The organism is Nonomuraea sp. NPDC023979, assembly GCF_040639085.1.
Classification (GTDB): domain Bacteria; phylum Actinomycetota; class Actinomycetes; order Streptosporangiales; family Streptosporangiaceae; genus Nonomuraea; species Nonomuraea ceibae.
This window is the reverse complement of the sequence record NZ_JBEZZG010000019.1, coordinates 39604-59850: the sequence shown is the minus strand read 5'-3', so window position 1 is coordinate 59850 and position 20247 is coordinate 39604. Positions and strand designations below refer to the sequence as shown.

The 20247-nt window shown below is 75.0% G+C and carries 27 protein-coding genes; 16 read left to right on the top strand and 11 right to left on the bottom strand.

Annotated features, from left to right (window positions below; genetic code table 11):
* The first annotated feature begins 9 nt into the window (after window positions 1-9).
* A complete protein-coding gene (locus tag AB0G11_RS28940; protein WP_357589646.1) occupies window positions 10-399 on the top strand; it encodes an NUDIX hydrolase in 390 nt (129 codons plus the stop codon).
* Window positions 400-416: 17 nt separating this feature from the next.
* On the opposite strand, the gene AB0G11_RS28935 is transcribed toward AB0G11_RS28940, so the two are convergent.
* The 3 genes from AB0G11_RS28935 to AB0G11_RS28925 form a co-directional block, all read right to left on the bottom strand.
* The gene (locus AB0G11_RS28935; protein ID WP_357589644.1) at window positions 417-797 is read right to left on the bottom strand and encodes a hypothetical protein; all 381 of its coding nucleotides are present in this window, start codon (window positions 795-797) and stop codon (window positions 417-419) included.
* A 174-nt stretch (window positions 798-971) separates the two neighbouring features.
* Complete coding sequence (locus AB0G11_RS28930; protein ID WP_357589642.1) at window positions 972-1235, bottom strand: hypothetical protein; 264 nt, start codon at window positions 1233-1235, stop codon at window positions 972-974.
* Window positions 1236-1248: 13 nt separating this feature from the next.
* Complete coding sequence (locus AB0G11_RS28925; RefSeq protein WP_219507316.1) at window positions 1249-2142, bottom strand: LysR family transcriptional regulator; 894 nt, start codon at window positions 2140-2142, stop codon at window positions 1249-1251.
* An 80-nt stretch (window positions 2143-2222) separates the two neighbouring features.
* Between AB0G11_RS28925 and AB0G11_RS28920 the strand changes: the two genes are divergently transcribed.
* Genes AB0G11_RS28920 through AB0G11_RS28900 form a run of 5 tightly spaced genes read left to right on the top strand, consistent with a single transcriptional unit; the run spans window position 2223 to window position 5616 of the window.
* Entirely contained in the window at window positions 2223-3452 is a 1230-nt protein-coding gene (locus AB0G11_RS28920) for an MFS transporter (protein WP_219507317.1), read from the top strand.
* Window positions 3449-4663 carry an MFS transporter gene (locus tag AB0G11_RS28915; protein ID WP_357589640.1) on the top strand — a complete coding sequence of 405 codons (1215 nt, stop codon included), beginning with the start codon at window positions 3449-3451 and terminating at the stop codon, window positions 4661-4663. Before AB0G11_RS28920 ends, AB0G11_RS28915 begins: the two co-directional genes overlap by 4 nt.
* Before the next feature lie 26 nt (window positions 4664-4689).
* Window positions 4690-5076 (top strand): VOC family protein, encoded by a 387-nt coding sequence (locus AB0G11_RS28910; RefSeq protein ID WP_219507318.1) that lies wholly within the window; start codon window positions 4690-4692, stop codon window positions 5074-5076.
* Between the two features lie 43 nt (window positions 5077-5119).
* Entirely contained in the window at window positions 5120-5452 is a 333-nt protein-coding gene (locus AB0G11_RS28905) for a cupin domain-containing protein (protein WP_219507319.1), read from the top strand.
* 26 nt (window positions 5453-5478) lie between these two features.
* The gene (locus AB0G11_RS28900; protein ID WP_219507320.1) at window positions 5479-5616 is read left to right on the top strand and encodes a hypothetical protein; all 138 of its coding nucleotides are present in this window, start codon (window positions 5479-5481) and stop codon (window positions 5614-5616) included.
* A 78-nt stretch (window positions 5617-5694) separates the two neighbouring features.
* On the opposite strand, the gene AB0G11_RS28895 is transcribed toward AB0G11_RS28900, so the two are convergent.
* Window positions 5695-5904, bottom strand: coding sequence for a heavy metal-associated domain-containing protein (locus AB0G11_RS28895; protein ID WP_219507321.1), 210 nt, complete (start codon window positions 5902-5904; stop codon window positions 5695-5697).
* A 132-nt stretch (window positions 5905-6036) separates the two neighbouring features.
* Between AB0G11_RS28895 and AB0G11_RS28890 the strand changes: the two genes are divergently transcribed.
* The 3 genes from AB0G11_RS28890 to AB0G11_RS28880 are packed head-to-tail and all read left to right on the top strand — an operon-like array spanning window position 6037 to window position 8551.
* A complete protein-coding gene (locus tag AB0G11_RS28890) occupies window positions 6037-7230 on the top strand; it encodes an FAD-dependent oxidoreductase (protein ID WP_357589637.1) in 1194 nt (397 codons plus the stop codon).
* The gene (locus AB0G11_RS28885) at window positions 7230-7604 is read left to right on the top strand and encodes a BlaI/MecI/CopY family transcriptional regulator (protein ID WP_357589635.1); all 375 of its coding nucleotides are present in this window, start codon (window positions 7230-7232) and stop codon (window positions 7602-7604) included. The genes AB0G11_RS28890 and AB0G11_RS28885 overlap by 1 nt, the downstream gene beginning before the upstream one ends.
* Window positions 7601-8551, top strand: a complete 951-nt coding sequence (locus tag AB0G11_RS28880) for a M56 family metallopeptidase (RefSeq protein WP_219507323.1) — start codon at window positions 7601-7603, stop codon at window positions 8549-8551. Before AB0G11_RS28885 ends, AB0G11_RS28880 begins: the two co-directional genes overlap by 4 nt.
* A gap of 6 nt (window positions 8552-8557) precedes the next feature.
* On the opposite strand, the gene AB0G11_RS28875 is transcribed toward AB0G11_RS28880, so the two are convergent.
* Entirely contained in the window at window positions 8558-9157 is a 600-nt protein-coding gene (locus AB0G11_RS28875) for a DUF305 domain-containing protein (protein WP_357589633.1), read from the bottom strand.
* A gap of 57 nt (window positions 9158-9214) precedes the next feature.
* Window positions 9215-9547, bottom strand: coding sequence for a hypothetical protein (locus AB0G11_RS28870; protein ID WP_219507327.1), 333 nt, complete (start codon window positions 9545-9547; stop codon window positions 9215-9217).
* 167 nt (window positions 9548-9714) lie between these two features.
* On the opposite strand from AB0G11_RS28870, the gene AB0G11_RS28865 reads away from it, so the two are divergent.
* Both AB0G11_RS28865 and AB0G11_RS28860 read left to right on the top strand, forming a co-directional pair.
* The gene (locus AB0G11_RS28865) at window positions 9715-10335 is read left to right on the top strand and encodes a TetR family transcriptional regulator (RefSeq protein WP_357589631.1); all 621 of its coding nucleotides are present in this window, start codon (window positions 9715-9717) and stop codon (window positions 10333-10335) included.
* Between the two features lie 46 nt (window positions 10336-10381).
* On the top strand, window positions 10382-11605 hold the full coding sequence (locus AB0G11_RS28860) for a cytochrome P450 (protein WP_357589629.1): 1224 nt from the start codon (window positions 10382-10384) through the stop codon (window positions 11603-11605).
* A gap of 7 nt (window positions 11606-11612) precedes the next feature.
* On the opposite strand, the gene AB0G11_RS28855 is transcribed toward AB0G11_RS28860, so the two are convergent.
* Window positions 11613-12002, bottom strand: a complete 390-nt coding sequence (locus AB0G11_RS28855) for a nitroreductase family deazaflavin-dependent oxidoreductase (RefSeq protein ID WP_357589627.1) — start codon at window positions 12000-12002, stop codon at window positions 11613-11615.
* Window positions 12003-12089: 87 nt separating this feature from the next.
* On the opposite strand from AB0G11_RS28855, the gene AB0G11_RS28850 reads away from it, so the two are divergent.
* Window positions 12090-12737 carry a TetR/AcrR family transcriptional regulator gene (locus AB0G11_RS28850; RefSeq protein WP_357589625.1) on the top strand — a complete coding sequence of 216 codons (648 nt, stop codon included), beginning with the start codon at window positions 12090-12092 and terminating at the stop codon, window positions 12735-12737.
* A gap of 19 nt (window positions 12738-12756) precedes the next feature.
* On the opposite strand, the gene AB0G11_RS28845 is transcribed toward AB0G11_RS28850, so the two are convergent.
* Window positions 12757-14115 (bottom strand): CoA transferase, encoded by a 1359-nt coding sequence (locus AB0G11_RS28845; protein ID WP_357589623.1) that lies wholly within the window; start codon window positions 14113-14115, stop codon window positions 12757-12759.
* A 78-nt stretch (window positions 14116-14193) separates the two neighbouring features.
* Here AB0G11_RS28845 and AB0G11_RS28840 point away from each other — a divergent pair, with 78 nt between their 5' ends.
* Together AB0G11_RS28840 and AB0G11_RS28835 are read left to right on the top strand one after the other, a co-directional pair.
* Window positions 14194-14784 (top strand): WHG domain-containing protein, encoded by a 591-nt coding sequence (locus AB0G11_RS28840; protein WP_357589621.1) that lies wholly within the window; start codon window positions 14194-14196, stop codon window positions 14782-14784.
* A complete protein-coding gene (locus AB0G11_RS28835; RefSeq protein WP_357589619.1) occupies window positions 14781-15632 on the top strand; it encodes an alpha/beta hydrolase in 852 nt (283 codons plus the stop codon). Before AB0G11_RS28840 ends, AB0G11_RS28835 begins: the two co-directional genes overlap by 4 nt.
* On the opposite strand, the gene AB0G11_RS28830 is transcribed toward AB0G11_RS28835, so the two are convergent.
* The gene (locus tag AB0G11_RS28830) at window positions 15629-16183 is read right to left on the bottom strand and encodes a TetR/AcrR family transcriptional regulator (RefSeq protein ID WP_357589617.1); all 555 of its coding nucleotides are present in this window, start codon (window positions 16181-16183) and stop codon (window positions 15629-15631) included. The two genes, AB0G11_RS28835 and AB0G11_RS28830, sit on opposite strands and share 4 nt — an antisense overlap.
* Window positions 16184-16306: 123 nt before the next feature.
* Between AB0G11_RS28830 and AB0G11_RS28825 the strand changes: the two genes are divergently transcribed.
* The gene (locus AB0G11_RS28825) at window positions 16307-17659 is read left to right on the top strand and encodes an MFS transporter (RefSeq protein ID WP_357589615.1); all 1353 of its coding nucleotides are present in this window, start codon (window positions 16307-16309) and stop codon (window positions 17657-17659) included.
* A 6-nt stretch (window positions 17660-17665) separates the two neighbouring features.
* Here the strand turns inward: AB0G11_RS28825 and AB0G11_RS28820 are convergent, their stop codons facing one another.
* Complete coding sequence (locus AB0G11_RS28820) at window positions 17666-18520, bottom strand: NmrA family NAD(P)-binding protein (protein ID WP_357589613.1); 855 nt, start codon at window positions 18518-18520, stop codon at window positions 17666-17668.
* A gap of 168 nt (window positions 18521-18688) precedes the next feature.
* Between AB0G11_RS28820 and AB0G11_RS28815 the strand changes: the two genes are divergently transcribed.
* The gene (locus tag AB0G11_RS28815; protein ID WP_357589611.1) at window positions 18689-19027 is read left to right on the top strand and encodes a transposase; all 339 of its coding nucleotides are present in this window, start codon (window positions 18689-18691) and stop codon (window positions 19025-19027) included.
* A gap of 26 nt (window positions 19028-19053) precedes the next feature.
* On the opposite strand, the gene AB0G11_RS28810 is transcribed toward AB0G11_RS28815, so the two are convergent.
* Entirely contained in the window at window positions 19054-20238 is a 1185-nt protein-coding gene (locus AB0G11_RS28810) for an SGNH/GDSL hydrolase family protein (protein WP_357589609.1), read from the bottom strand.
* Between the last annotated feature and the right edge of the window lie 9 nt (window positions 20239-20247).

Below are 20247 nucleotides of genomic sequence, written 5' to 3'. Positions count from 1 at the left end.
GGAGAGGGCATGCAGGCACCGATCGCCGCCGCCATCATCGTCGACCGTGAGCGCGTCCTGCTCGTGCGCCGGCGCGTCAGCGAGGGCGGGCTCTCCTGGCAGTTCCCAGCAGGCAAGGTCGAGCCCGGGGAGTCGGGGGAGCAGGCGGCCGTGCGGGAGACGCGCGAAGAGACCGGCCTCGAAGTGGCCGCCGTCAAGGACCTGGGAGAGAGGATCCACCCCGCGACCGGCCGCCGCATGATCTACGTCGTGTGCGAGGTGCTGTCCGGTACCGCCCACGTGGCCGACGCCGACGAGCTCGCCGACGTCGAATGGTGCTCGCGCGCCCGGGTCGCCGAGCTGGTGCCGTGGCCGTTCTACGGGCCGGTGCAGGAGTACCTCGACACCCACCTCGCGTAGCCGCGCGGCGGCGCAAGTCACGGGACGGTGCCGTCGCAGGACGCGATCACGTACTCGCCCTCTGAGCTGTTGCGGCTGACCGTCGTCCCGTCCACCACGATCTCGCACGACACGCTGCCCTCGGCCGCCGCGTTCTGCACGAACACCGACGCGAAACTGCCGGGCGGCATCTCGTAGCTCACCTCGGCCGGCAGCAGCGCGTCGGCGGTCTGCTCGACGCCGCTCGCCGTCTGCACGGTGATGTCGCCCACGTGTGCCGTGCCGCCGATCCGGTAGACGACAGTGCGCGGGCCAGTGTCGATCGGGGCGGGCGTGGCGGAGGGCGGCGGCGCGGGCGGCTGGCCGCCGCATCCGGACGCGAGCGCCAGCGCCACGGCGAGGATCACGGTCACGCGCATGCCGGCCCTTTCGTTGCCCGGCATGTTGGACGCGTCCCGCCGCCGGCGGGTTCACGCGTTGGCGTTGGATACGGTCTGCCTTGAGGCGGGTTCCGGTCCTGGGCCGTTTGCGGGCCGTCCGGCATCACTCACCAACCCTCAACACCCCACTAAACCACGCCTCGTTTCCGCAGGTCAGACGGACGCTATCGAACGTATGTGCAGGTCGCGAAGTCCCAGCATGGGGAACTTGGCGTTGACCTTCACCGTGTAGGCGTCGATCCCCGGCAGCAGCCCGGGAACGAGCGCGGTGGCGGTGCCGGGGAACGGCAGGTCGGTGCGGATCCGCTGCCCGGGAACGGCCGCGTCGCCGCGGGTGAAGCCGTCGCGCAGGGCTTCGAGGCAGGCCGCGGGGTCGAGCAGGGCGGTCAGGTCGCGGCGGGTGAGGATCCGGGTCATGCGGTCGATGATCTCAGCCCGCCCCGGTCTCCTCCCGCTCGGGCCGGGTCTCGCGGACGAGGTCGAGGAAGGCCGCGGCGGCGGGTGACGGCCGGGTGTCCCAGATCAGGTGCTCGACCCGCGTGGGCGCGTCACGCAGCCGGATGACGCCCAGATCGGCGAACCGGGGCGCGTAGGCGGCGGGCAGCATGCCGACGCCGAGGCCCTGCCGTACGAGGTCGGCCATGAAGTCGCCGGACGAGACCTCGAACGGCACCTCACGCCGTACGCCGGCGGCGGCGAAGGCGTCGTCGGACTGCTGGCGGCCGGCGTGGCCGGCGCGGAAGTCGATGAACGGCTCGCCCGCCAGGGCGCGCAGGTCGGCCTCGCCGCCGGCCAGGGGGTGGCCGGGGGCGACGACGGCGACGAGCTCGCCGCCGCCGAGCGGGCGGCTGCGCACGCCCTTGGGTTCGGTGGTGGGCGGCAGGCCGAGGAAGGCGACGTCGACGCCGCCGCGGCGGACGCGTTCGATGAGGTCCTCGCTGCCGGCGGAGATGAGCGTGATGTGCACGCGGGGGTGGCGGCGGCGGTAGTCGCGCAGGGCGACGGGCAGGTCGACGGCGGCGACGGTGGGGATGGCGCCGACGGCGAGCCGCCCGCGGATCTCGCCGCCGGCGGCGGCGACCTCGGCCCGCGCGCGGTCGGCGGCCTCCAGGCACTGGCGGGCCTCGGGCAGGAACGCCTCCCCGGCGGCCGTCAGCCGGACGCGGCGGCTGGTCCGCTCGAACAGCCGGGCGCCGAGCTCGCGTTCGAGGGCGGCGATCTGGTGGCTGAGCGCCGACTGCACGACGCGGCAGCGCTCGGCGGCGCGGGTGAAGTTGTTCGTCTCGGCGACGGCGACGACGTATCTCAGCTGCTGCAGTTCCACCGATCCATGATGCATCACGATCGATCTCCATGAAAACTATGTGTTGGACTCATTGATCGGTGCTCCCCCACCCTTGAGGCATGACGGAAACCGCGCGGCACGCGCCCCCGGGGGAGGCTCCCGCCCGGCTGGGCCGCGGGCTGCTGCTGCTGATGTCGGTCGCCACCGGGCTGTCGGTCGCCGGCAACTACTTCGCCCAGCCGCTGCTCGACGTGATCGGGCGGGAGCTGGGGCTGGACGCCACGACGGCGGCGCTGGTCGTGACGGCCGCGCAGGGCGGCTACGCGCTGGGGCTGATCCTGCTGGTGCCGCTGGGCGACCTGGTGGAGCGCCGCCGGCTGGCGGTGGTGCTGTTCGCGGCCACGGCGGTGTTCCTGGTGGTGTCGGCGCTCGCGACGAGCGCCCCGGTGCTGCTGGCGGGCACCGCGTTGACGGCGCTCGCGTCCGTGGCCGCGCAGGTCGTGGTCCCGTACGCGGCCACGCTGGCGGCGCCGGCCGAGCGGGGCCGGGTCGTGGGCACGGTGATGGCGGGGCTGCTGCTCGGCGGCCTGCTGGCCCGTACGGTCTCCGGCACGCTGTCCGAGCTGGGCGGCTGGCGGACGATCTACTGGGTGAACGCCGTGCTGGTGGCGGTCGTGGCCGTGCTGCTGTGGCGTTTCCTGCCGCGTCTGCACACCCCGATCGGGCTGTCGTACCCGGCGCTGCTGCGCTCGACGGTCGCGCTGTTCCGCGACGAGCCGGCGCTGCGCCTGCGGGCGGCGATGGGCGCGCTGTCGTTCGCCGCGTTCAGCGCGCTGTGGACGGCGGTCACGTTCCTGCTGTCCGGCCCGCCGTACGGCTGGAGCGAGGCGGGGATCGGCCTGTTCGGGCTGGCCGGGGTCGCCGGGGTGATCGTCACGCCGATCGCGGGCCGGCTGGCCGACCGGGGGTGGGTGCAGCGGGTCAGCGGGATCGGCGCGGCGGTGCTGGCGCTGTCGTGGGCGCTGATCGGCCGCGGCCCGGTGTCGGCGGGGTGGCTGGTCGCCGGGGTGCTCCTGCTGACGATGGCCCAGCAGGCGGTGCTGAACGCCGGCCAGCACGTCGTCTACGCGCTCCGCCCCGAGAGCCGCAACCGGCTCAACTCCGCCTTCATGACCGCGTTCTTCCTCGGCGGCGCGGCCGGGTCGGCGCTCGGCTCCGCGGCCTGGACCGCGGCCGGCTGGACCGGCGTGAGCCTGCTGGGCGGCGCCCTGTCGGCCGCGACCTTCGCGGTGTGGGCGCTGGAACGCCTTTCCGCACGACGTTGGATCGATGACAAGGAAGAATCATGACTTTTGCGCAAACGCCGTCCCCTTCGGCCCTGCGAGGCTGGCTGGGGGTGGCCGCGATCACCGCGAGCCTGTTCGTCTTCCTCACCACGGAGCTGATGCCCGTCGGGCTGCTCACCCCGGTGAGCGCGAGCCTGGCCATCTCCGTGGGCGTCGCGGGGCTGATGGTCACGTTGTACGGCGTCTCGGCCGGGCTGGGCGTGCCGTTCATCGTGGCGTGGACCAGGCGGGTCAACCGGCGGGTGCTGCTGTCGGTGCTGCTGGTGATCCTGGTGGCGGGCAACCTGGTCACGTCGATCTCGCCGAACTACCCGCTGGTGCTGGTGACGCGGCTGGTCATGGGCTTCGCCAGCGGCGTGTTCTGGGCCATCGGGGTGAGCATGGCGATGCGGCTGGTCCCGGAGCGGCAGGCGAGCCGGGCGGCGGCGATCGTCATGTCCGGCATCTCGATCGCCGCGGTCGTCGGCATCCCGCTGGGGACGGTGCTGGAGAGCCTCACGGACTGGCGGACCACGTTCCTCATCTGGGCGGGGCTGAGCGCGCTGGTGCTCGTCGCGGTCGTCACCCTGATCCCGTCGCTGCCGTCGGCGAACGCCGTCTCGGTGCGGGAGGTCTTCGGGCTGCCGCTCAGGAACGTGCCGCTGCGGCTGGTGCTGGTGACCGTGATGCTGTTCGTGCTGGGCCACTTCGGCGCGTACACGTTCGTGCGCCCCTACCTGGAGGAGGCGGCGTCGGCGACGCCGTTCTTCGTCACCGCGGTGCTCATGGTCTACGGCGCGGGCGGCGCGGCGGGCAACTTCATCGCCGGCTACACGGTGACCAGGAGCCTGCGCGGCAGCTTCGTCGCGGGCTGCGCGGGGCTCGTCGGGTCGCTGCTCCTGCTGCTCGCGATCGGGGACGGACCGGTCGGCGCGGTCGTCGCGCTGGTCCTGTGGGGCGTCTCGTTCGGCGTGGTGCAGCTGTGCCAGGTCAACATGACGCAGGCCGCCGCGCCGGACACCTTCGAGGCGGCGATGTCGCTCAACACGATGTCGTACAACACCTCCATCGCGCTCGGCGCGCTGTTCGGCGGGCTGTTCGCCGACCGGCTGGGCGTCGCCAGCGTGGTGTGGTTCGGGGTCGCGTTGACAGCGGCCTCGCTGCTCCTCACACTCGGCACCGGCCGCGGGAAGGCGCCCGCCGCCCGCGAGGACGTGCTGACCGCCGGCGAGTGATCCACCTGAGAGAACGGGAGAACGAGATGCGCGTGAAGGACTTCGACCACCTGGTGCTCAACGTCGCCGACGTCGAGCGGTCCCTGGAGTTCTACGCGGGGACGCTCGGCCTGGCACAGGTGCGGGTCGAGGAGTGGCGGGCGGGCAGGGCGCCGTTCCCGTCGGTGCGGGTCAGCGAGTCCACCATCATCGACCTGGTGGCCAAGCCGCGCGGCGAGTCCAACGTGGACCACCTCTGCCTCGTGGTGGAGCCGCTGGACTGGCAGGAGGTGATCGACTCCGGTGTCTTCACCGTGCTGGAGGGGCCGGTCCCCCGGTTCGGCGCGCGCGGCACCGCGCAGTCGGTGTACGTGCTCGACCCCGACGGCAACACCGTCGAGCTGCGCTGGTACCCGCAGGACGCCGAGCGCTGAGCCGCGCCCGGGCGGCGGCGGGGCGGGTTGCGATAATGGCGGCATGCAGAAGATCTCGCTCGTCGCCCTGGCCCGTCAGCAAGCCGACCGGGCGGCCGGCACCACCGCCGGTCACGCGGCCGGCACGGTCTACGGCGGGCACGAGAAGGTGCTGCGCCAGACGGTCATCGCCCTGCGGCAGGGCGCGCGGCTCGCGGAGCACGAGAATCCCGGCGAGGCGACGGTGCACGTGCTGCACGGCCGGGTCCGCATGTCGGCCGGGGCGCAGTCGTGGGAGGGGCGCACGGGCGACCTGCTCATCGTGCCGGACGCCCGCCACGACCTGGAGGCGCTGGAGGACTCCGCGGTCCTGCTGACCGTCGCCAAGCTGCCCTGACCCGGCCGGGGGACGGCCAGCACCAGGTGGCGATCACCGTCCTGCACGTCAACCCCGCCGTCGGCTACGTCTACAACGTCGGCCCGTGGGTCTCCCCCGGGGCCGTCTCGTCCGCCACCATCCCGCCCGGCACGATCATCTCCCTCCGCGTCCAGACGCGCTGACGCCCCAGAGGCCGGCGCCCGGGAAAGGGGCGCGGGCGGCCACACCCAACCGGTGGCCGCCCGCGCTCGCCCCGCAGGTCAGACGGCGGTGAGCTCGTAGCCCGCCCCTTCGACGGCGTCGCGCACCAGGGCCTCGTCCACGGGCCCGTCGCCCGTCACGGTCACCCGGCCGGTCGCCAGCTCGATGTCCACGGCGGTGACGCCGGAGATCTTGCCCAGTTCGGTCTTCACCGTGCCCGCGCAGCCGCCGCACGTCATCCCGCTCACGGTGTAGATGCTGCTGCTCATGCCGACTCCCCTTCGGTCCCGGATACCCCCATCGGGTATCGCCGGGTTGAACCTACGGCACGATGCGCGTCGGCGCAACCCCAACCCCGCAGGGGTATGGCTCATACCCCCTCCCGGTATATAGTCCCCGGCATGACAACGTTGAACACCATCACGGTCGTGGGCGCGTCACTGGCCGGGCTCCGTGCCGTGCAGACCCTTCGCGGCGCCGGCTTCGCGGGCGAGATCGTCGTCGTCGGCGCGGAGCGCCACCTGCCCTACAACCGGCCGCCGCTGTCCAAGAGCATGCTCAGGGGCGACGACGAGATCACCCTGCCCGGCGCCGAGGAGCTGGGCGACCGCTGGCTGCGGGGCCGCAACGCGGTGCGGCTGGACACGGCCGGCCGGCTCGTCACCCTGGACGACGGCACGCAGGTCCGCTACGACGGGCTCGTCATCGCCACCGGCGCCCGGCCGCGCCCGCTGCCCGACGCCCTCGAGGGCGTCCACACGCTGCGCACCGTCGAGGACGCCCTCGCCCTGCGCGCCGAGCTCGCCGCCGGGCACCGCCGCGTCGTGGTCGTCGGCGGCGGCTTCATCGGCGGCGAGGTCGCCTCCACCGCCCGCTCGCTCGGCCTGGCGGTCACCCTCGTCGACGCGGCGCCGTACCCGATGAGCGGCGTGCTGGGCGACCTGGCCTCGCGCTGGCTGGCCGGTCACCACCGGAGCAACGGCGTGGACCTCGTCCCCGGCCGCCGCGTGACGGGCCTGGAGGGGGCCGGCCGGGTGAGCGGGGTGCGGCTGGACGACGGGCGCACGCTCCCCGCCGACCTGGTGATCGCGGCGACGGGCGTGGTCCCCGAGACCGGCTGGCTGCGCGGCAGCGGGCTGACGCTCGACGACGGGGTGGTGTGCGACGCGGCGCTGTTCGCGGCCGGCGCCGACGGCGTGGTGGCGGCGGGCGACGTCGCCCGCTGGCCGCACGCCCGGTACGGGGGCGCGTCCGTCCGCGTCGAGCACTGGGCGAACGCCAACGAGCAGGGCGCCGCCGCCGCGCTGAACCTGCTCGCCGGCAGGGAGGACGCCACGCCCTACGCCGGGCTGCCCGCGTTCGCGACGCACGTGCACGGCGTCCGCGTCCAGACGGCCGGGCTGCCGCACCTGGCGGACGAGGCACGCGTGGCCGCCGGCGACCCGGAGGAGGGCCGGTTCGCCGTCGCGTTCGCCAGGGCCGGGACGCTGGTCGGCGTGGTCGGGGTCGACGCGCCGAGGGACTTCGTCCGGATCAAGCGGGCCGTCGCGGCCGGTGACCCGCTGGAGTCGGTGCTCGCCGCTAGCATGGGGTGATGGCGCGGGGTCTGGGAGAGCTCGAATCCACGATCATGGATCATCTGTGGGCCACCAACGAGCCCGCCACGGTCCGCGACGTGCTCGCCCACCTGCGCCGGGAGCGCGCCATCGCCTACACGACGGTGATGACCGTGATGGACAAGCTCCACACCAAGGGGCTGCTGCGCCGCGAGCCGGTCGGCCGGGCCTACGTCTACGAGGTGGTCTCCTCCAAGGAGGCCTACACCGCCGAGGTCATGCGCGCGTCGCTGGCCGGGAGCGGCAACCGGACCGCCACGCTGGTGCACTTCCTCGAACGGCTCACGCCCGAGGAGGCCAAGGCCCTGGAGGCGGCCCTGCAGGTATACCCCCCGGGGGGACGCGACACGTGATCGTCGCGGTGATCCTCGCGCTCCACTGCGTCGCCGGGGCGCTGGCGCTGCCCCGGCTGCTGCGGCGGGCGGGCTGGGCCGACCGGGCGCCCCGGCGAGCGATCGCGATGTGGCTGGCCGCCTGCGGGTCGGTGCCCGTGTCCGCGCTGCTCGCGGTGTTCGCGGCCGCCGTGCCGGGGCCGGTGGTGGGTCACGGGCTCGCCGGGTGGCTGGAGATCTGCGCGGCCATGTTCGCCGGTGACGCGCGCCCGGACCTCGCGCGGGTCCTGGCCGCGCTCGCCGTCGCCACGTCCGTGGTGGTGTGGGGCTCGTGCGCGGGCGGGGCCGTCCTGGCGGGCGCGCGCCGGGAGCGGGCGCGGCACGCCGAGGCGCTGTCGCTGCTCGGGCGGCACGACAACCGGCTCGGCGCGCTCGTCGTCGACCACGACGAGCGCCTGGCCTACTGCGTGCCCGGCCGCAGGGGGCAGGCGGTCATCACCACCGGCGCGCTGCGGTCGCTGGCTCCCGAGCAGGTCGCCGCCGTGCTCGCGCACGAGCGGGCGCACCTGCGCGGCCGCCACCATCTGCTGCTGGCCGCCGCCGAGACGTTCGCGCGGGCCTGCCCCCGGGTGCCGCTGTTCGCCGAGGCGCGGGCGGAAGTAGCGCGGCTGGTCGAGCTGCTGGCCGACGACGTGGCCGCCCGCCGCCATCCGCGCGCCCACCTGGCCGCCGCCCTGGTCCGCCTCGCCACCGGGCGGGCGCCCGCCGCCGCCCTGGGGGCGGGCGGCGAGACGGCCCTGCTGCGGATCCGCCGCATGCTGAGCCCGCAGCCCCCGCTCGGCCGCCGTGAGCGGCTCACCGGGGGGCTGACGGTCACGCTGCTGCTCGCCGGGCCCGCGACGCTGGCCGCGGCGCCCGGGCTGAGCGCCCTGCTGGTGCACCACTGTCACGCGGTGCTGCCCTTCTAGCCCGGCTCAGAGCCGGTCGAGGATCTTCCGCAGCTCGGCCACCTCCGCCCGCTGGGCGGTCTCGATCGTCTTGGCGAGCTCCTTGGCGGCCGGGTCGGCGCCGCCGGCCTGCTCGGTGCGGGCCATCTCGATCGCGCCCTCGTGGTGGGCGATCATCTGCTCGGCGAAGAGCCTGTCGAACTCCGCGCCCTTGGCGGACTTCAGCTTGGCCAGGTCCGCCTCGGACATCATGCCGGGCATCTCATGACCCATGCCTCCCTCGGGGGCGGGCCTGCCCCACGTGGTCAGCCAGCCCTGCATGGTCGCGATCTCGGGGTCCTGCGCCGCCTTGATCCGGGCCGCCAGCTCCTTGATCTGCGGGTCGCCCGCGCGGTCCGGGGCGAGCTCGGCCATCTCGACCGCCTGCTCGTGGTGCGGGATCATCATCTGCGCGAACATGACGTCGGCGTCGTTGAACCCGGCCTGCGACGGCGTCGCCGCCGTAGCGGCGGTGGCGGTGGCGCTCGCGGCCGGAGCGGCGTCGTTCGAGGCCGTGGCGCCGCACGCGGTCAGGAGCGCGAGCGCGCCGGCGGTGACGGTGATCGTGATCGTACGGTTGGTGCGCATGGTTGTCGTTCTCTCGGTTCGTGGGTACGGGCATCCGTCGCGGAGGCGGACGCCGGCCTATATGCGCAGCACCGAGAGTCGTGCCAGGCGCACGGAGACGGGGTCGGGCGGCGGCCTGGCGACCCGCCGCGCCGAGGGGGCCCGCCCAGGGGTCGCGCTCCCCCGCCGTCGCACGATCCACGCCGCCGCCGTGGCGACGATCAGGAACGAGGTCAGCACCGCCAGGCACACGGCGGCCGGGTCGAGATCGGGCAGCTCCTGCCCCTGGGCGAACCCGGGCTCGTGCGCGTGATGCCCGCCAGCCTGGTGGCCGCTGTGGTGGCCGAGCGTGTGCATGCCGTAGACCCCGAGGGCGACGGCGACCAGCAGGACGGCACGCGCGACACGCATCGCGAGACGCCGCTGCCGAACTCCCACCGCTCCTCCTGTGACGACCAGAACGGCAGGCTACTACGCGCCATAGTAAGAAACTCATAACCCAGCAGCGACATGCCGACCAGCTACTAAGCCAGTTAGTAGTTTCCCATCGAGCTGAACAATCGTTTAGCATCCTGTTCATGCGTTCAGACAGTGACCTGACCGGGCGGGCCCGGATCCGGGACGCGGCACTGGAGTTGTTCGGCGCCGAAGGGGTCAACCGGGTGAGCGTGCGCGCCATCGCCGCCCGCGCGGGCGTGTCCGCCGCGCTGGTCCTGCACCACTTCGGCTCCAAGGAAGGGCTGCGCAAGGCGTGCGACGCGTACGTGGTCGAGATGGTGCGCGGCGGCCCCGGCGCGGACCTCGACGACGTCAGCGGCCTGGCGGCCATGCTGGAGGCGAGCTCGGCGATGCGGCTCTACCTGGGGCGCGCGTTCCTCGACGGCAGCCCGGCGGCGGCGGCGCTGTTCGACGACATCGTCGCGGCGGCCGAACGCTGGCTGGAGGAGGGCGTCCGCACCGGCCGGGTGCGTCCCAGCGACGACCCGCGCGCCCGCGCCGCCGTCTACGTGACGTGGCTGCTGGCGCCGCTGACGTTCGGCGAGCACCTCGCGCGGGCGCTGCCGGGCGGCGGGTCCGAGACGGACCGGACGCTGCGCACCTCCCGCGCCGGGATCGAGATCTTCACCCGCGGCCTGTTCACCGACGACCGCGTCCTGGACGCCTGGGACGCGGTCCGCGAGGAGCGGCGGTCCCCATGACGGCGTCTCCCCCTCCCCTTCCCCCCGACCTTCTGGAGTCATGAGCATGAGCACCACCGAGCCGCAGATCCTCGACCTGATGACCGCGGCCGACCGCGACGCCTTCCTGACCGGGCTGGCCGGCAACGGACCGGTCAGCCGGGGCCGCTACCTGGACGGCACCCTGATCTGGCTGGTCACCGGCTACGACGAGTGCGTGACCGCGCTGACCGACCCGCGCTTCAGCAGCGACATCTCCCGGCAGTCCAAGCTGGACGTGGCCGCCGCCGCCGGGCTGCCCGACGACGTGGCCCCCTACCTGCTGCGCACCCTCGGCGCCTACGACCCGCCGGACCACACGCGGCTGCGGCGGCTGGTGTCGCGCGGGTTCACCGCCCGGCGCGTGGAGCGGCTGCGCCCGCGCATCCAGGAGATCACCGACGCGCTGCTCGACGGGCTGCCGGCGGAGTTCGACCTGATCGAGCGGTTCGCGTACCCGCTGCCCATCCAGGTCATCTGCGAACTGCTCGGCGTGCCCTCGGCCGACCGCGACATCTGGCGGGCGTGGGCCGGCGACCTGACCGCGCCCGACCCCGCCCGCATCGCCGCCGGGGCGCGGGGCCTGGTCGCGTACATGAGCGAGCTGGTCGCGGCCAAGCGCGCCGCCGGCACGGACGGCGTCGACGGCGCGGAGGACCTGCTGTCGGCGCTGGTCCGCGTCCAGGAGGACGACGGCGACCGGCTGGCCGACGAGGAGCTGGTGGCGCTGGGGATCAGCATGCTGATCGCCGGGCACGAGACCACGGTCTCGCTCATCAGCCAGAGCGTGCGGCTGCTGCTCACCCGCCCGGAGCTGCTCGCGCGCCTGCGCGACGACCGGGACGCCGTCCCGGCGGCCGTGGAGGAGTTCCTGCGCGTCACCGGACCGGCCGAGATCGCGGTGATGCGCTACACGCTGGAGCCGGTGGAGCTCGGCGGCACGCGCATCCCGGCGGGCGAGGCGGTGCAGGTGGTGTACGCGGCGGCGAACCGGGACCCGCGCCGCTTCGACCGGCCGGAGCTGCTCGACGTGGGCCGCGGGGACAACGCCCACCTGGGGTTCGGCCACGGCATCCACTACTGCCTGGGCGCGGCGCTGGCCAGGGCCGAGACGCAGATCGCGCTGCGCACGCTGATCGACCGCTTCCCCGGCCTGGAGCTGGCCGTGCCGGCGGCCGAGATCGGCTGGCGGCCGGGCATGCAGCGGGCCCTGACCGCGCTGCCGGTGCGCACTGACGGCGGCGCGTCCTGAGGGCTCCTCAGCCCTCCGGGGTCGTGTCCATTCCCGTGTCCATGCGGAGGAACTCGGTGATGCGCAGCAGCCTCGGCGGGCGCCTGACCCCGGCGGGGAGCGCCCGGAACGCCTCCTCCCGCCCGACGACGCGCGGGGCGGTGAGCGCCACCTCCTTGCCGCCGACCCGCAGCCGCGCCTCCCCGGCGGCCAGGATGTTGCGCACCCAGTCGGCGCCCGACCCGTACACCAGGACGAACAGGTAGCCGCCGTCGACCGGGTGCGCGTCGAGCGGCGTGCGGTAGGTGGCGCCGGAGACGCGGCCGACGTGCGTCAGGACCGGCCACGACCCCCGGGCGACCGCCCGGGGGTTGAACACGCGCTTGTTCAGGCGCCCCCACCACAGCGGCATCGGCATCGGGATCTCCTCATCTCGGGCTTACGCCCGTAAGGCTGACTTACACTCGTAAGGCTGTCAACCCCTGCCGCCGTCCCGGGAGCCGTCGTGTCACCACCTCGCCAGCCGCTCAGCAGGCAGCTCGTGCTGGAGGCCGCGATCCGGGTCGCCGACCGCGGCGGCGCCGAGGCGATCACGATGCGGCGGGTGGCACAGGAGCTGGGCGTGGAGGCGATGTCGCTCTACCACCACGTGCCGAACAAGGACGCGATCCTCGACGGCGTGGTCGACGCGGTGTTCGCGGCGATCGAGCTGCCCCGGCCCGGCGACGGCGACTGGCGCGCGGCGATCCGGGCCCGCGCCCGCTCCGCCCGCGCGGTGCTCTCGCGGCACAGCTGGGCCCTCGGCCTGATCGACTCCCGCCGCTCGCCGGGCCCGGCGACGCTGCGCCACCACGACGCCGTCCTCGGCGTGCTGCGGGAGGCGGGGTTCTCGCTGCCGATGGCCGCCCACGCCGTCTCGCTCGTCGACAGCTACGTCGGCGGCTTCGTGCTGCAGGAGGCGAACCTGCCGCTGTCCACGCCCGCCGAGATGGAGGACGTGGCCGGCGACATCCTGGAGCACCTCCCGGACGGCCTGCCGTACCTGCGGGAGATGATCACCGACCACGCGCTGCGGCCGGGCTACGACTACGCGGAGGAGTTCGGCTACGGCCTCGACCTCATCCTGGACGCGCTCGAGGCCCGGCGGGGATAGCGCCCGGAATGCGGCGCGGCTAGGCGGGCGTCCAGGCGGGAGCGTCGCCGCCCCACAGGGACGGCGGGGTGCGCCAGGTGCGGGGCGCGCCCTCGTAGTGGACCGGCGGCAGCGCGTGGCGGAGCAGCCCGTACGGGGAGCCGGTCTCGGCCAGCCACGGGCCCGCGTCGTAGCCGTCGCCCTCGACCGGGACGGGACGGAGGTCGTTCATCAGCCAGGACGCGGTGCCCGCGAGGGAGAGCCGGGCCGAGCGCCCGAGCCCGGTGCGCTGCCGGTCGGTCAGCGCGCGCAGGACGGCGGCGGCCAGCAGGTAGCCGGTGCCGTGGTCCAGCGCCTGGGCGGGGAGCGCGCCGGGGCTGCCGTCGGGGCCCGCCTCGATCACGGCGATGCCGCTCGCCGCCTGCACCAGGCTGTCGAAGCCGCGCCGCGCGGCCCACGGCCCCGACCAGCCCCAGGCGCACAGCCGGGCGACGATCAGGCCGGGACGCCGCGCGAGCACGTCGCCGAGGCCGAGCGCCTCCAGCGTGCCGGGGCGGTAGCCGTGGACGACGACGTCGGCAGTGGCGACGAGCTCGGCGAAGGCGGCCCGGCCGTCGGCGGCGGTCAGGTCCAGCAGCGCCGAGCGCTTGCCCATCCCGGTGTCGGCGTGGCTGTCGGCGCTCTCCGGCAGGTTCGGCGGGTCGACGCGCAGCACGTCGGCGCCCAGCAGGGCCAGGGTGCGCGTGGCGACGGGGCCGGCGATGACCCGGGTCAGGTCCAGGACGCGCACCCCGGCGGCGGGCAGCGGCGCCGGGGGCAGCGGGGCCCGGCAGCTCACGTCCGAGGGGGCGGTCTCGACGAGCGGGTGGGCGGCGCCGCCGGGCGGGGCGACGGCGACGGCCAGGCCGCCGGCCGCGTAGACGGTCTCCTGGATCCACCGGGCGGGGCGGGCGGCCAGCTCGGCGGCCAGGGTCTCGGCCAGGTCCGGGTCGTCCCCCGTGTCGGCCACGCCGAGGGCGCCGAGCAGCCGGGCGCGGTGGTGCGGGTAGTTGGCGTGGGTGCGGACCCAGCCGTCGGCCGCGCGCCAGAAGCGCGACAGCGGCGCGAACGCCCGCGGGGACTTGCCGCCGACGCGCAGGTGCCGCTCGCTGACGAAGGCCGTGGCCACCGCCGCCTCCCGGACCCGCACCGGGGGCAGCGGCGCCGCGTTGCGCCGCGCCAGCAGCTCGGCCGCCGCCAGCGAGCACACGCCCACGCTCGCCCGGGCCAGCTCCCGCACCGGCAGCCGCGCGGCCAGGACGTCGCCCGCCCCCTCGTACGCGACCGTCGCCGCCAGTTCGGGCGGCCCGCCGAGCGCGGCCCAGGCGTGAGCGGTCGCCGCGTCCTGTTCGTACGTCATCGAACCAGTTTGCCATCCTGGAACAGCAAGGAATAGCCTAGGACCATTAGGTTTTGTTTAGCGACTCTAGGAGTGCGGATGGCGCGGGCGGGGTTGACGGCGGACCGGGTGACGGCCGCGGGCGCCGAGCTGGCGGACGAGGTCGGGCTGGAGCACGTGACCATGTCGGCGGTGGCGCGGCGGCTCGGCGTCAAGGACGCGAGCCTGTACGTGCACGTACGCGGGCTGGAGGACCTGCGCGGCCGGATCGCGCTGCTGGCGGCGGACGAGAAGACGATCCGCATCGCCGAGGCGACCGCCGGGCGGGCCGGGAAGGACGCGCTGGTGGCGTTCGCGGACGCGTGGCGGTCCTACGCCCACGACCACCCGGGCCGCTACACCGCGACGCAGGTCCCGGCGCGGATCGATCCCGAGCTGGCCGCCCGGGCCCCCGGGCCGCGGCGCGCGATCGAGCTCACCTACAGCATGCTGCGCGCCTACGCGCTGGCCGAGCCCGACCTGACCGACGCGGTCCGGCTGGTGCGCAGCACGCTGCACGGCTTCGTCAGCCTGGAGGCGGCCGGCGGGTTCGCGCACGCGCGGCCCGCCGCGGACTCCTGGGTCCGCTGCCTCGACGCCCTGCACGCGCTCCTGGAGCGCTGGCCCGCACGTGAAGGAGATCCGTCATGACCGTCCCCGCCACCGGCCGCCTGCGCGTGGCAGGCGCGACCCTGCACTACGAGGTGCGCGGGCAGGGCCCGCTCCTGCTGCTGATCCCCGGCGGCGCGGGCGACGCCGCCTCCTACGACGGCGTCGCCGACGTGCTGGCCGCCGGCTGGACAGTGGTCTCGTACGACGCGCGCGGCATGTCGCGCAGCCCGCTCGACGACCCCGGCGCCGAGCAGCATGTCGCCTCGCACGCCGACGACGCGTACCGGCTGATCGAGCTGCTGTCGCCCGGTGCGCCCGCCCGCGTGGCCGGGTGCAGCTCGGGGGCGATCGTCGCGCTGCACCTGCTCGCCACCCACCCGGACCGGGTCGAGCGCGTGGTGGCGCACGAGCCGCCCGTGGTGGAGGTGCTGCCCGACGCCGCCGAGCACCGCGCGATGCTCGCCCGCGTCCAGGACACCTTCCGCCGCGAGGGCCTGATGCCGGCGGTCGCCGAGTTCGCGGCGGCCCTGCGGCGGCCCGGCGGCGCGGAACCCGCCGGGCCCGCCGAATCCGCCGCCCCGGCCGAGCTGCCGCCCGGCGCGGCGGCCCGGGCGGAGCGGACGATGGCCAACCTGCCCTACTTCCTCGGCCGGATCGTGCCCGCCTTCATGGCCTACGCCCCCGACGTGGACCGGCTGGCGGCCCTGGCCGGCCGGCTGGTGCTCGCGGCCGGCGACGAATCGCGCGGCGAGCTGCCCTACCGCCCCGCCGCCTGCCTGGCCGTGCGGTTCGGCACCGAGCTCGTGCACTTCCCCGGCGGGCACACCGGGCTCAGCACCCACCCCGCCGCGTTCGCCGAGCTGCTCCGCAAGACGCTGGCCGGTTAGGCGCGCCGGTCGAGCACCGCCTCGGCCATCGCCCGGGCGGCGCGGGCGGGGTGGGCGCCGGGGCGGGTGACGGCGTGCGCGAGCACCCCGTCGATCAGCACGAGGATCTGGTCGGCGCCGAAGCCGGGCTCGGGGTGCCCGTGGCGGCGCAGCTCGTCCTCGAACAGCCCCCGCAGCCTCTCCTTGTACGCGCGGACCTCGGCGTGGGCGGGGTGGTCCCGGTCGGTGAGGGCCAGGTCGGCCGCCGTGTAGCGGCAGCCGCGGAACGTCGGCCGCGTGGTGATCTCGTCCAGCGCGTCGAAGACGGCCAGCACCCGGTCCCGGGGGTCGTCGCCGGCGCCGTCCATCACCTGCCGGTAGCGGGCGTCAAGCCCGGCGGTCGCGAGCGTCTCGGCGATCAGCCCGTCCTTGCCGCCGAAGTGCTGGTAGAGCGAGCGGCGGGCGACGTCGGCCCGCTTGAGGATCGCGTCCACGCCCACGTGGACGCCGTGCTCGTAGGTGAGGTCGCTGGCGGCTTCGAGAAGCCGCTCGCGCGGGCCCGGTCTGCTCATCACACGCATCCGATCGAAGAACGGCGGATTGACACTTAGACCAACCATTCTATCTAATGGCGGCGTATACCGACCGTTCTATCTATTGGAGCTGCCATGCCCCGCGCGGGCACCCTTCCCATCGTGCTGACCGGTGTGTTCGTCACGATCCTCGACTTCTTCATCGTCAACGTCGCCATCCCCGCCATCCAGCGTGACCTGCACGCCGGAGCCGCCGAGGTCGAGTGGATCGTCGCCGGCTACGGCCTGGCCTACGGGTCCGGCCTGATCCTCGGCGGACGGCTCGGCGACCTGTTCGGCCGCCGCCGCGTGTTCGCCATCGGGCTGGCCCTGTTCACGCTCGCCTCGCTGGCGTGCGGCCTTGCCCCCGACGCGGCCACGCTCATCGCCGCCCGTGTCGCCCAGGGACTGGCCGCGGCGGCACTCACCCCGCAGGTGCTCGCCATCCTGCGCACCGCCTACAGCGGCGCCGCCCAGGCCAGGGCCCTCAACGCCTACGCGCTGACCATGGGGCTGGCCGCGGTGTTCGGGCAGCTCATCGGCGGCGTGCTGATCCAGGCCGACCTGTTCGGGCTCGGCTGGCGGGCCTGCTTCCTGATCAACGTGCCGATCGGCGTGGCGGCGCTCGCGCTGACCCGCGCCGTGGTGCCCGAGAGCCGCGCCGGCACGGCCGCGCGGCTCGACCTGGGCGGGGCCGCCCTGGTCACCGGCGCGCTGGTGGCGACCCTGCTGCCGCTGATCGAGGGCCGCGAGCAGGGCTGGCCGCTGTGGACGTGGCTGTCGCCGTTCGTCGCGCTCGCGCTCTTCACCGCCTACGGCCGTCGCCGGCACGCCTCGCCGCTGATCGACCTGGCCCTGTTCCGCGAGCGGGCGTTCACCGCCGGCCTGCTGACCCAGCTCGCCTTCACCATGGGCATGGCCGCGTACTTCCTGATCTTCGCCCTGTACGTGCAGGGCGCGGCCGGGCTGGACGCGCTGGAGGCCGGGCTGGTCTTCACGCCGATCGGGCTCGGCTACCTGGCGGCCTCGCGGCTCGCGCCCAGGTTCGTCGCGCGGCTCGGCCGTCAGGCGATCGCGGCGGGCGGGCTGACCAGGGCGGTCGCCCTCACCGTGCTGCTCGCCGCCGTGGCGGCGCAGGCGCCGCTCGGGTGGCTGGTGCCGATCCTGGCCGTGGACGGGTTCGGCATGGGGCTGGCGCTCGCGCCGATCATGGGCACGGTGCTGGCCGGGGTCGCGCCCCGCCACGCCGGGTCCGCGGCCGGGGTGCTGACGACGGTCCAGCAGGTCGGGGCCGCGCTCGGCGTCGGGATCGTCGGAATCGTCTTCTACGGCGGCCTGGCGGGCGGGGTGAGCCAGGCGTTCCAGCACGGGCTGATCTACGTGATCGCCGTGGCGCTGGCCGTCGCCGGGCTCGTCCAGCTCCTCCCCCGCCCGCAGCGCGCCCGTCCTCCCATGGCGCAGCAGGCGGCCCGCTGACCGGCGCTACGCGGCCGGGGTGAAGTCGGCCCGGTGGTCGGCGGCCCACTCGGCGAGCGTGCGCGCCGGCCGCCCGAGCACCCGCTCGACGTCGGGCAGCACCGCGGGCGGCTCCTCGGCGTACTCGGCCTGGTAGCCGAGCAGATACTCGGCGATCTCGGCCGGGATGCCCGCGGTGATGCAGGCGGCGCGCGCCTGCCCGTACGTGAGCGGCTCGAAGCGCAGGGTCCGGCCGAGCCCGTCGCCGATGGCGGCGGCCTGCTCGCGGTGGCTGAGCGCCTGCGGGCCGCTCAGCGAGTACGCGCGACCGGCGTGCCCGTCCTCCAGCAGGGCGGCGACCGCGACCTCGGCGATGTCGGCCTCGTGGATCGGCACGCCCAGCGCGTCGGGGAAGGCGCTGCGCACCACGCCCTCGGCCCGGATCGACGGCGCCCACAGGTCCAGCTTGTTGGCGGCGAACTCGCCCGGCCGCACGTGCGTCCATTCCAGGCCGGACGCCTCGACGGCCTCCTCCACCTCGAGCAGCATCTCGTAGCTGCCGGGCCGCCGGACCGTGACCGCCACGCCGGTCATCGTCACCACGCGGGTCACCCCGGCCTCGGCCGCCCGCCGGGCGAACGCGCGGGACTGCTCGGCCGCGGTCTCGGGGGCGAGCATGCCGGCCAGGTAGTAGACCCGGTCCACGCCGTCGAGCGCCGCCGCCGCGCCGGCGAGGTCCCCGGCCACCAGCTCCACGCCGTCGGGCAGCGCGGCGCCCGCCGGGTTGCGCGTCAGGGCCCGGACGCGCTGCCCAGCTCGCAGCAGGCGGTCGACCACGATGCGCCCGACCGTGCCCGTCGCGCCGGTCACGAGGATCGTCATAGCTGTGCTCCGTTCGTCGATGGCGCCGAGAGTCCCTTCGGCGGACGGCCGGGGGCCGCCGATCGAGCGCCGAGGCTAGCCGCGCCGATCGCCGTCGCGCACCTCGGCTCACGTCTCATTTGGCAGCTCAGCGCGCGTGCGCGCGGATCATGGAGGAGGATCTGCGTCATGGAGGCACTCGCCCGGCGTCTGGTCCCTGATGAGCTGTGGGAGGCGGCCCGTCCGCTGGTGCCGGAGCCGCCGCCCCGCCGCCAGGGCGGCGGCCGGGCCGCCGCCGACGCGCGCACGGTCATGACGGCGGTCGTGTACGTGGTCACGAGCGGCTGCGCGTGGCAGCACCTGCCGGCGGCGTTCGGCGTCACCGTGCCCACGGCGCACCGCTGGTTCACCCGCTGGACCAGGGCCGGTCTGTGGCAGCGGATGTGCGAGGCCACGGCGGGCGATCCCGCGCTGGCCGACTGGACGCGGGCGATCCGTGACTGCGCGTCATCACGTGTTTACGACTGAAAAATCACCAAAAGAGACGTGGCCCGTCACCGCGTCGCCGTGAGCAGATCCAGCGGGAAGGCGGCGGCGAGCGCCCGGTAGCCGGCCGGGTTGAGGTGCAGGTGATCGCCCTCGTCGTAGGCCGGGCGCAGCCTCCGGGGGTCCGCCGGGTCGCGGGCCGCCCGGTCGAAGTCCACCACCGCGTCGAACGCGCCGCCGCCGCGTATCCAGGCGTTGACCTCCTGCCGGGCGGCCTCGCGGTGGCCGTCCGGATCGTCGTACGGGACGTGGCCGCCGAACGGCGTGAGCGTGGCGCCGTACACGAGCATGCCGCGCGCCTGGGCGCGCACGACGATCTGGTGGTAGGCGGCGATCAGCTCGCCGCCGACGTCCTTCTGCGCGTCCGGGGCGGGCGGGGCGGTGCCGAGGTCGTTGACGCCTTCGAAGACGAGCAGCCGGTCGACGCCGCTCTGCGCGAGCACGTCGCGGTCGAGGCGGGACAGCGCGGCGGGGCCGAGGCCGTCGGCGAGCACCCGGTTGCCGCCCGCCGCCTGGTTGACGACGGCGGCGGCCGCGCCGGGCGGCAGCCGGTCGAGGAGCCGGTCGGGCCAGCGGTCGTCGCCGTTGGTGGTGGAGCCCCGGCCGTCGGTGAGCGAGTCGCCGAGCAGGGCGAGCGCGGAGGCCGTGGACCACGTCTCGACGCCGCTGAGCAGGTACCAGTGGTCGACGGGCGTGGCGCCGGCCAGGTCGGCGGCGCCTGCCTGGTCGCCGGGAGCGAGGTGGGAGGTGGTGCGGGAGCCGGGGTGGGAGGTGAGGCCCGCCGCCGGGTGCCCGCCGGCGAGGTGGAGGGTGACGGTGAGCGCGGCGCGCGGCGGCACGTCCAGGTCGAGCGGGTCGGAGACGACGTGCGCGCCGGGCGGCACGACGGCCGGGGTCCGGCCGTGGAAGGTCACCGGCCGGGACGTGCCCGGCCGGACGGCGCGCTCCCCCGACCGGCCGTCGCGGGGCAGCGCCAGCAGGACGCGGGTGAGCCGCAGCGGGGCGCCGCCGAACGCGTTGGACAGCCGCAGCCGGATCCTCGGCCCACCGGCGGAGACGCGCACGGTCTGCCGCAGCGTGCTGCCCGCCAGGGTGAGGCCGTCGCGCGTGTAGGGGGCGGGCGGCAGGTCGCCCGGTTCGGTGAGCTGGGGGGCCGAGGCCCAGGTGGTCACCCAGCGGGGCTCGTCCGGCAAGCCGGCACC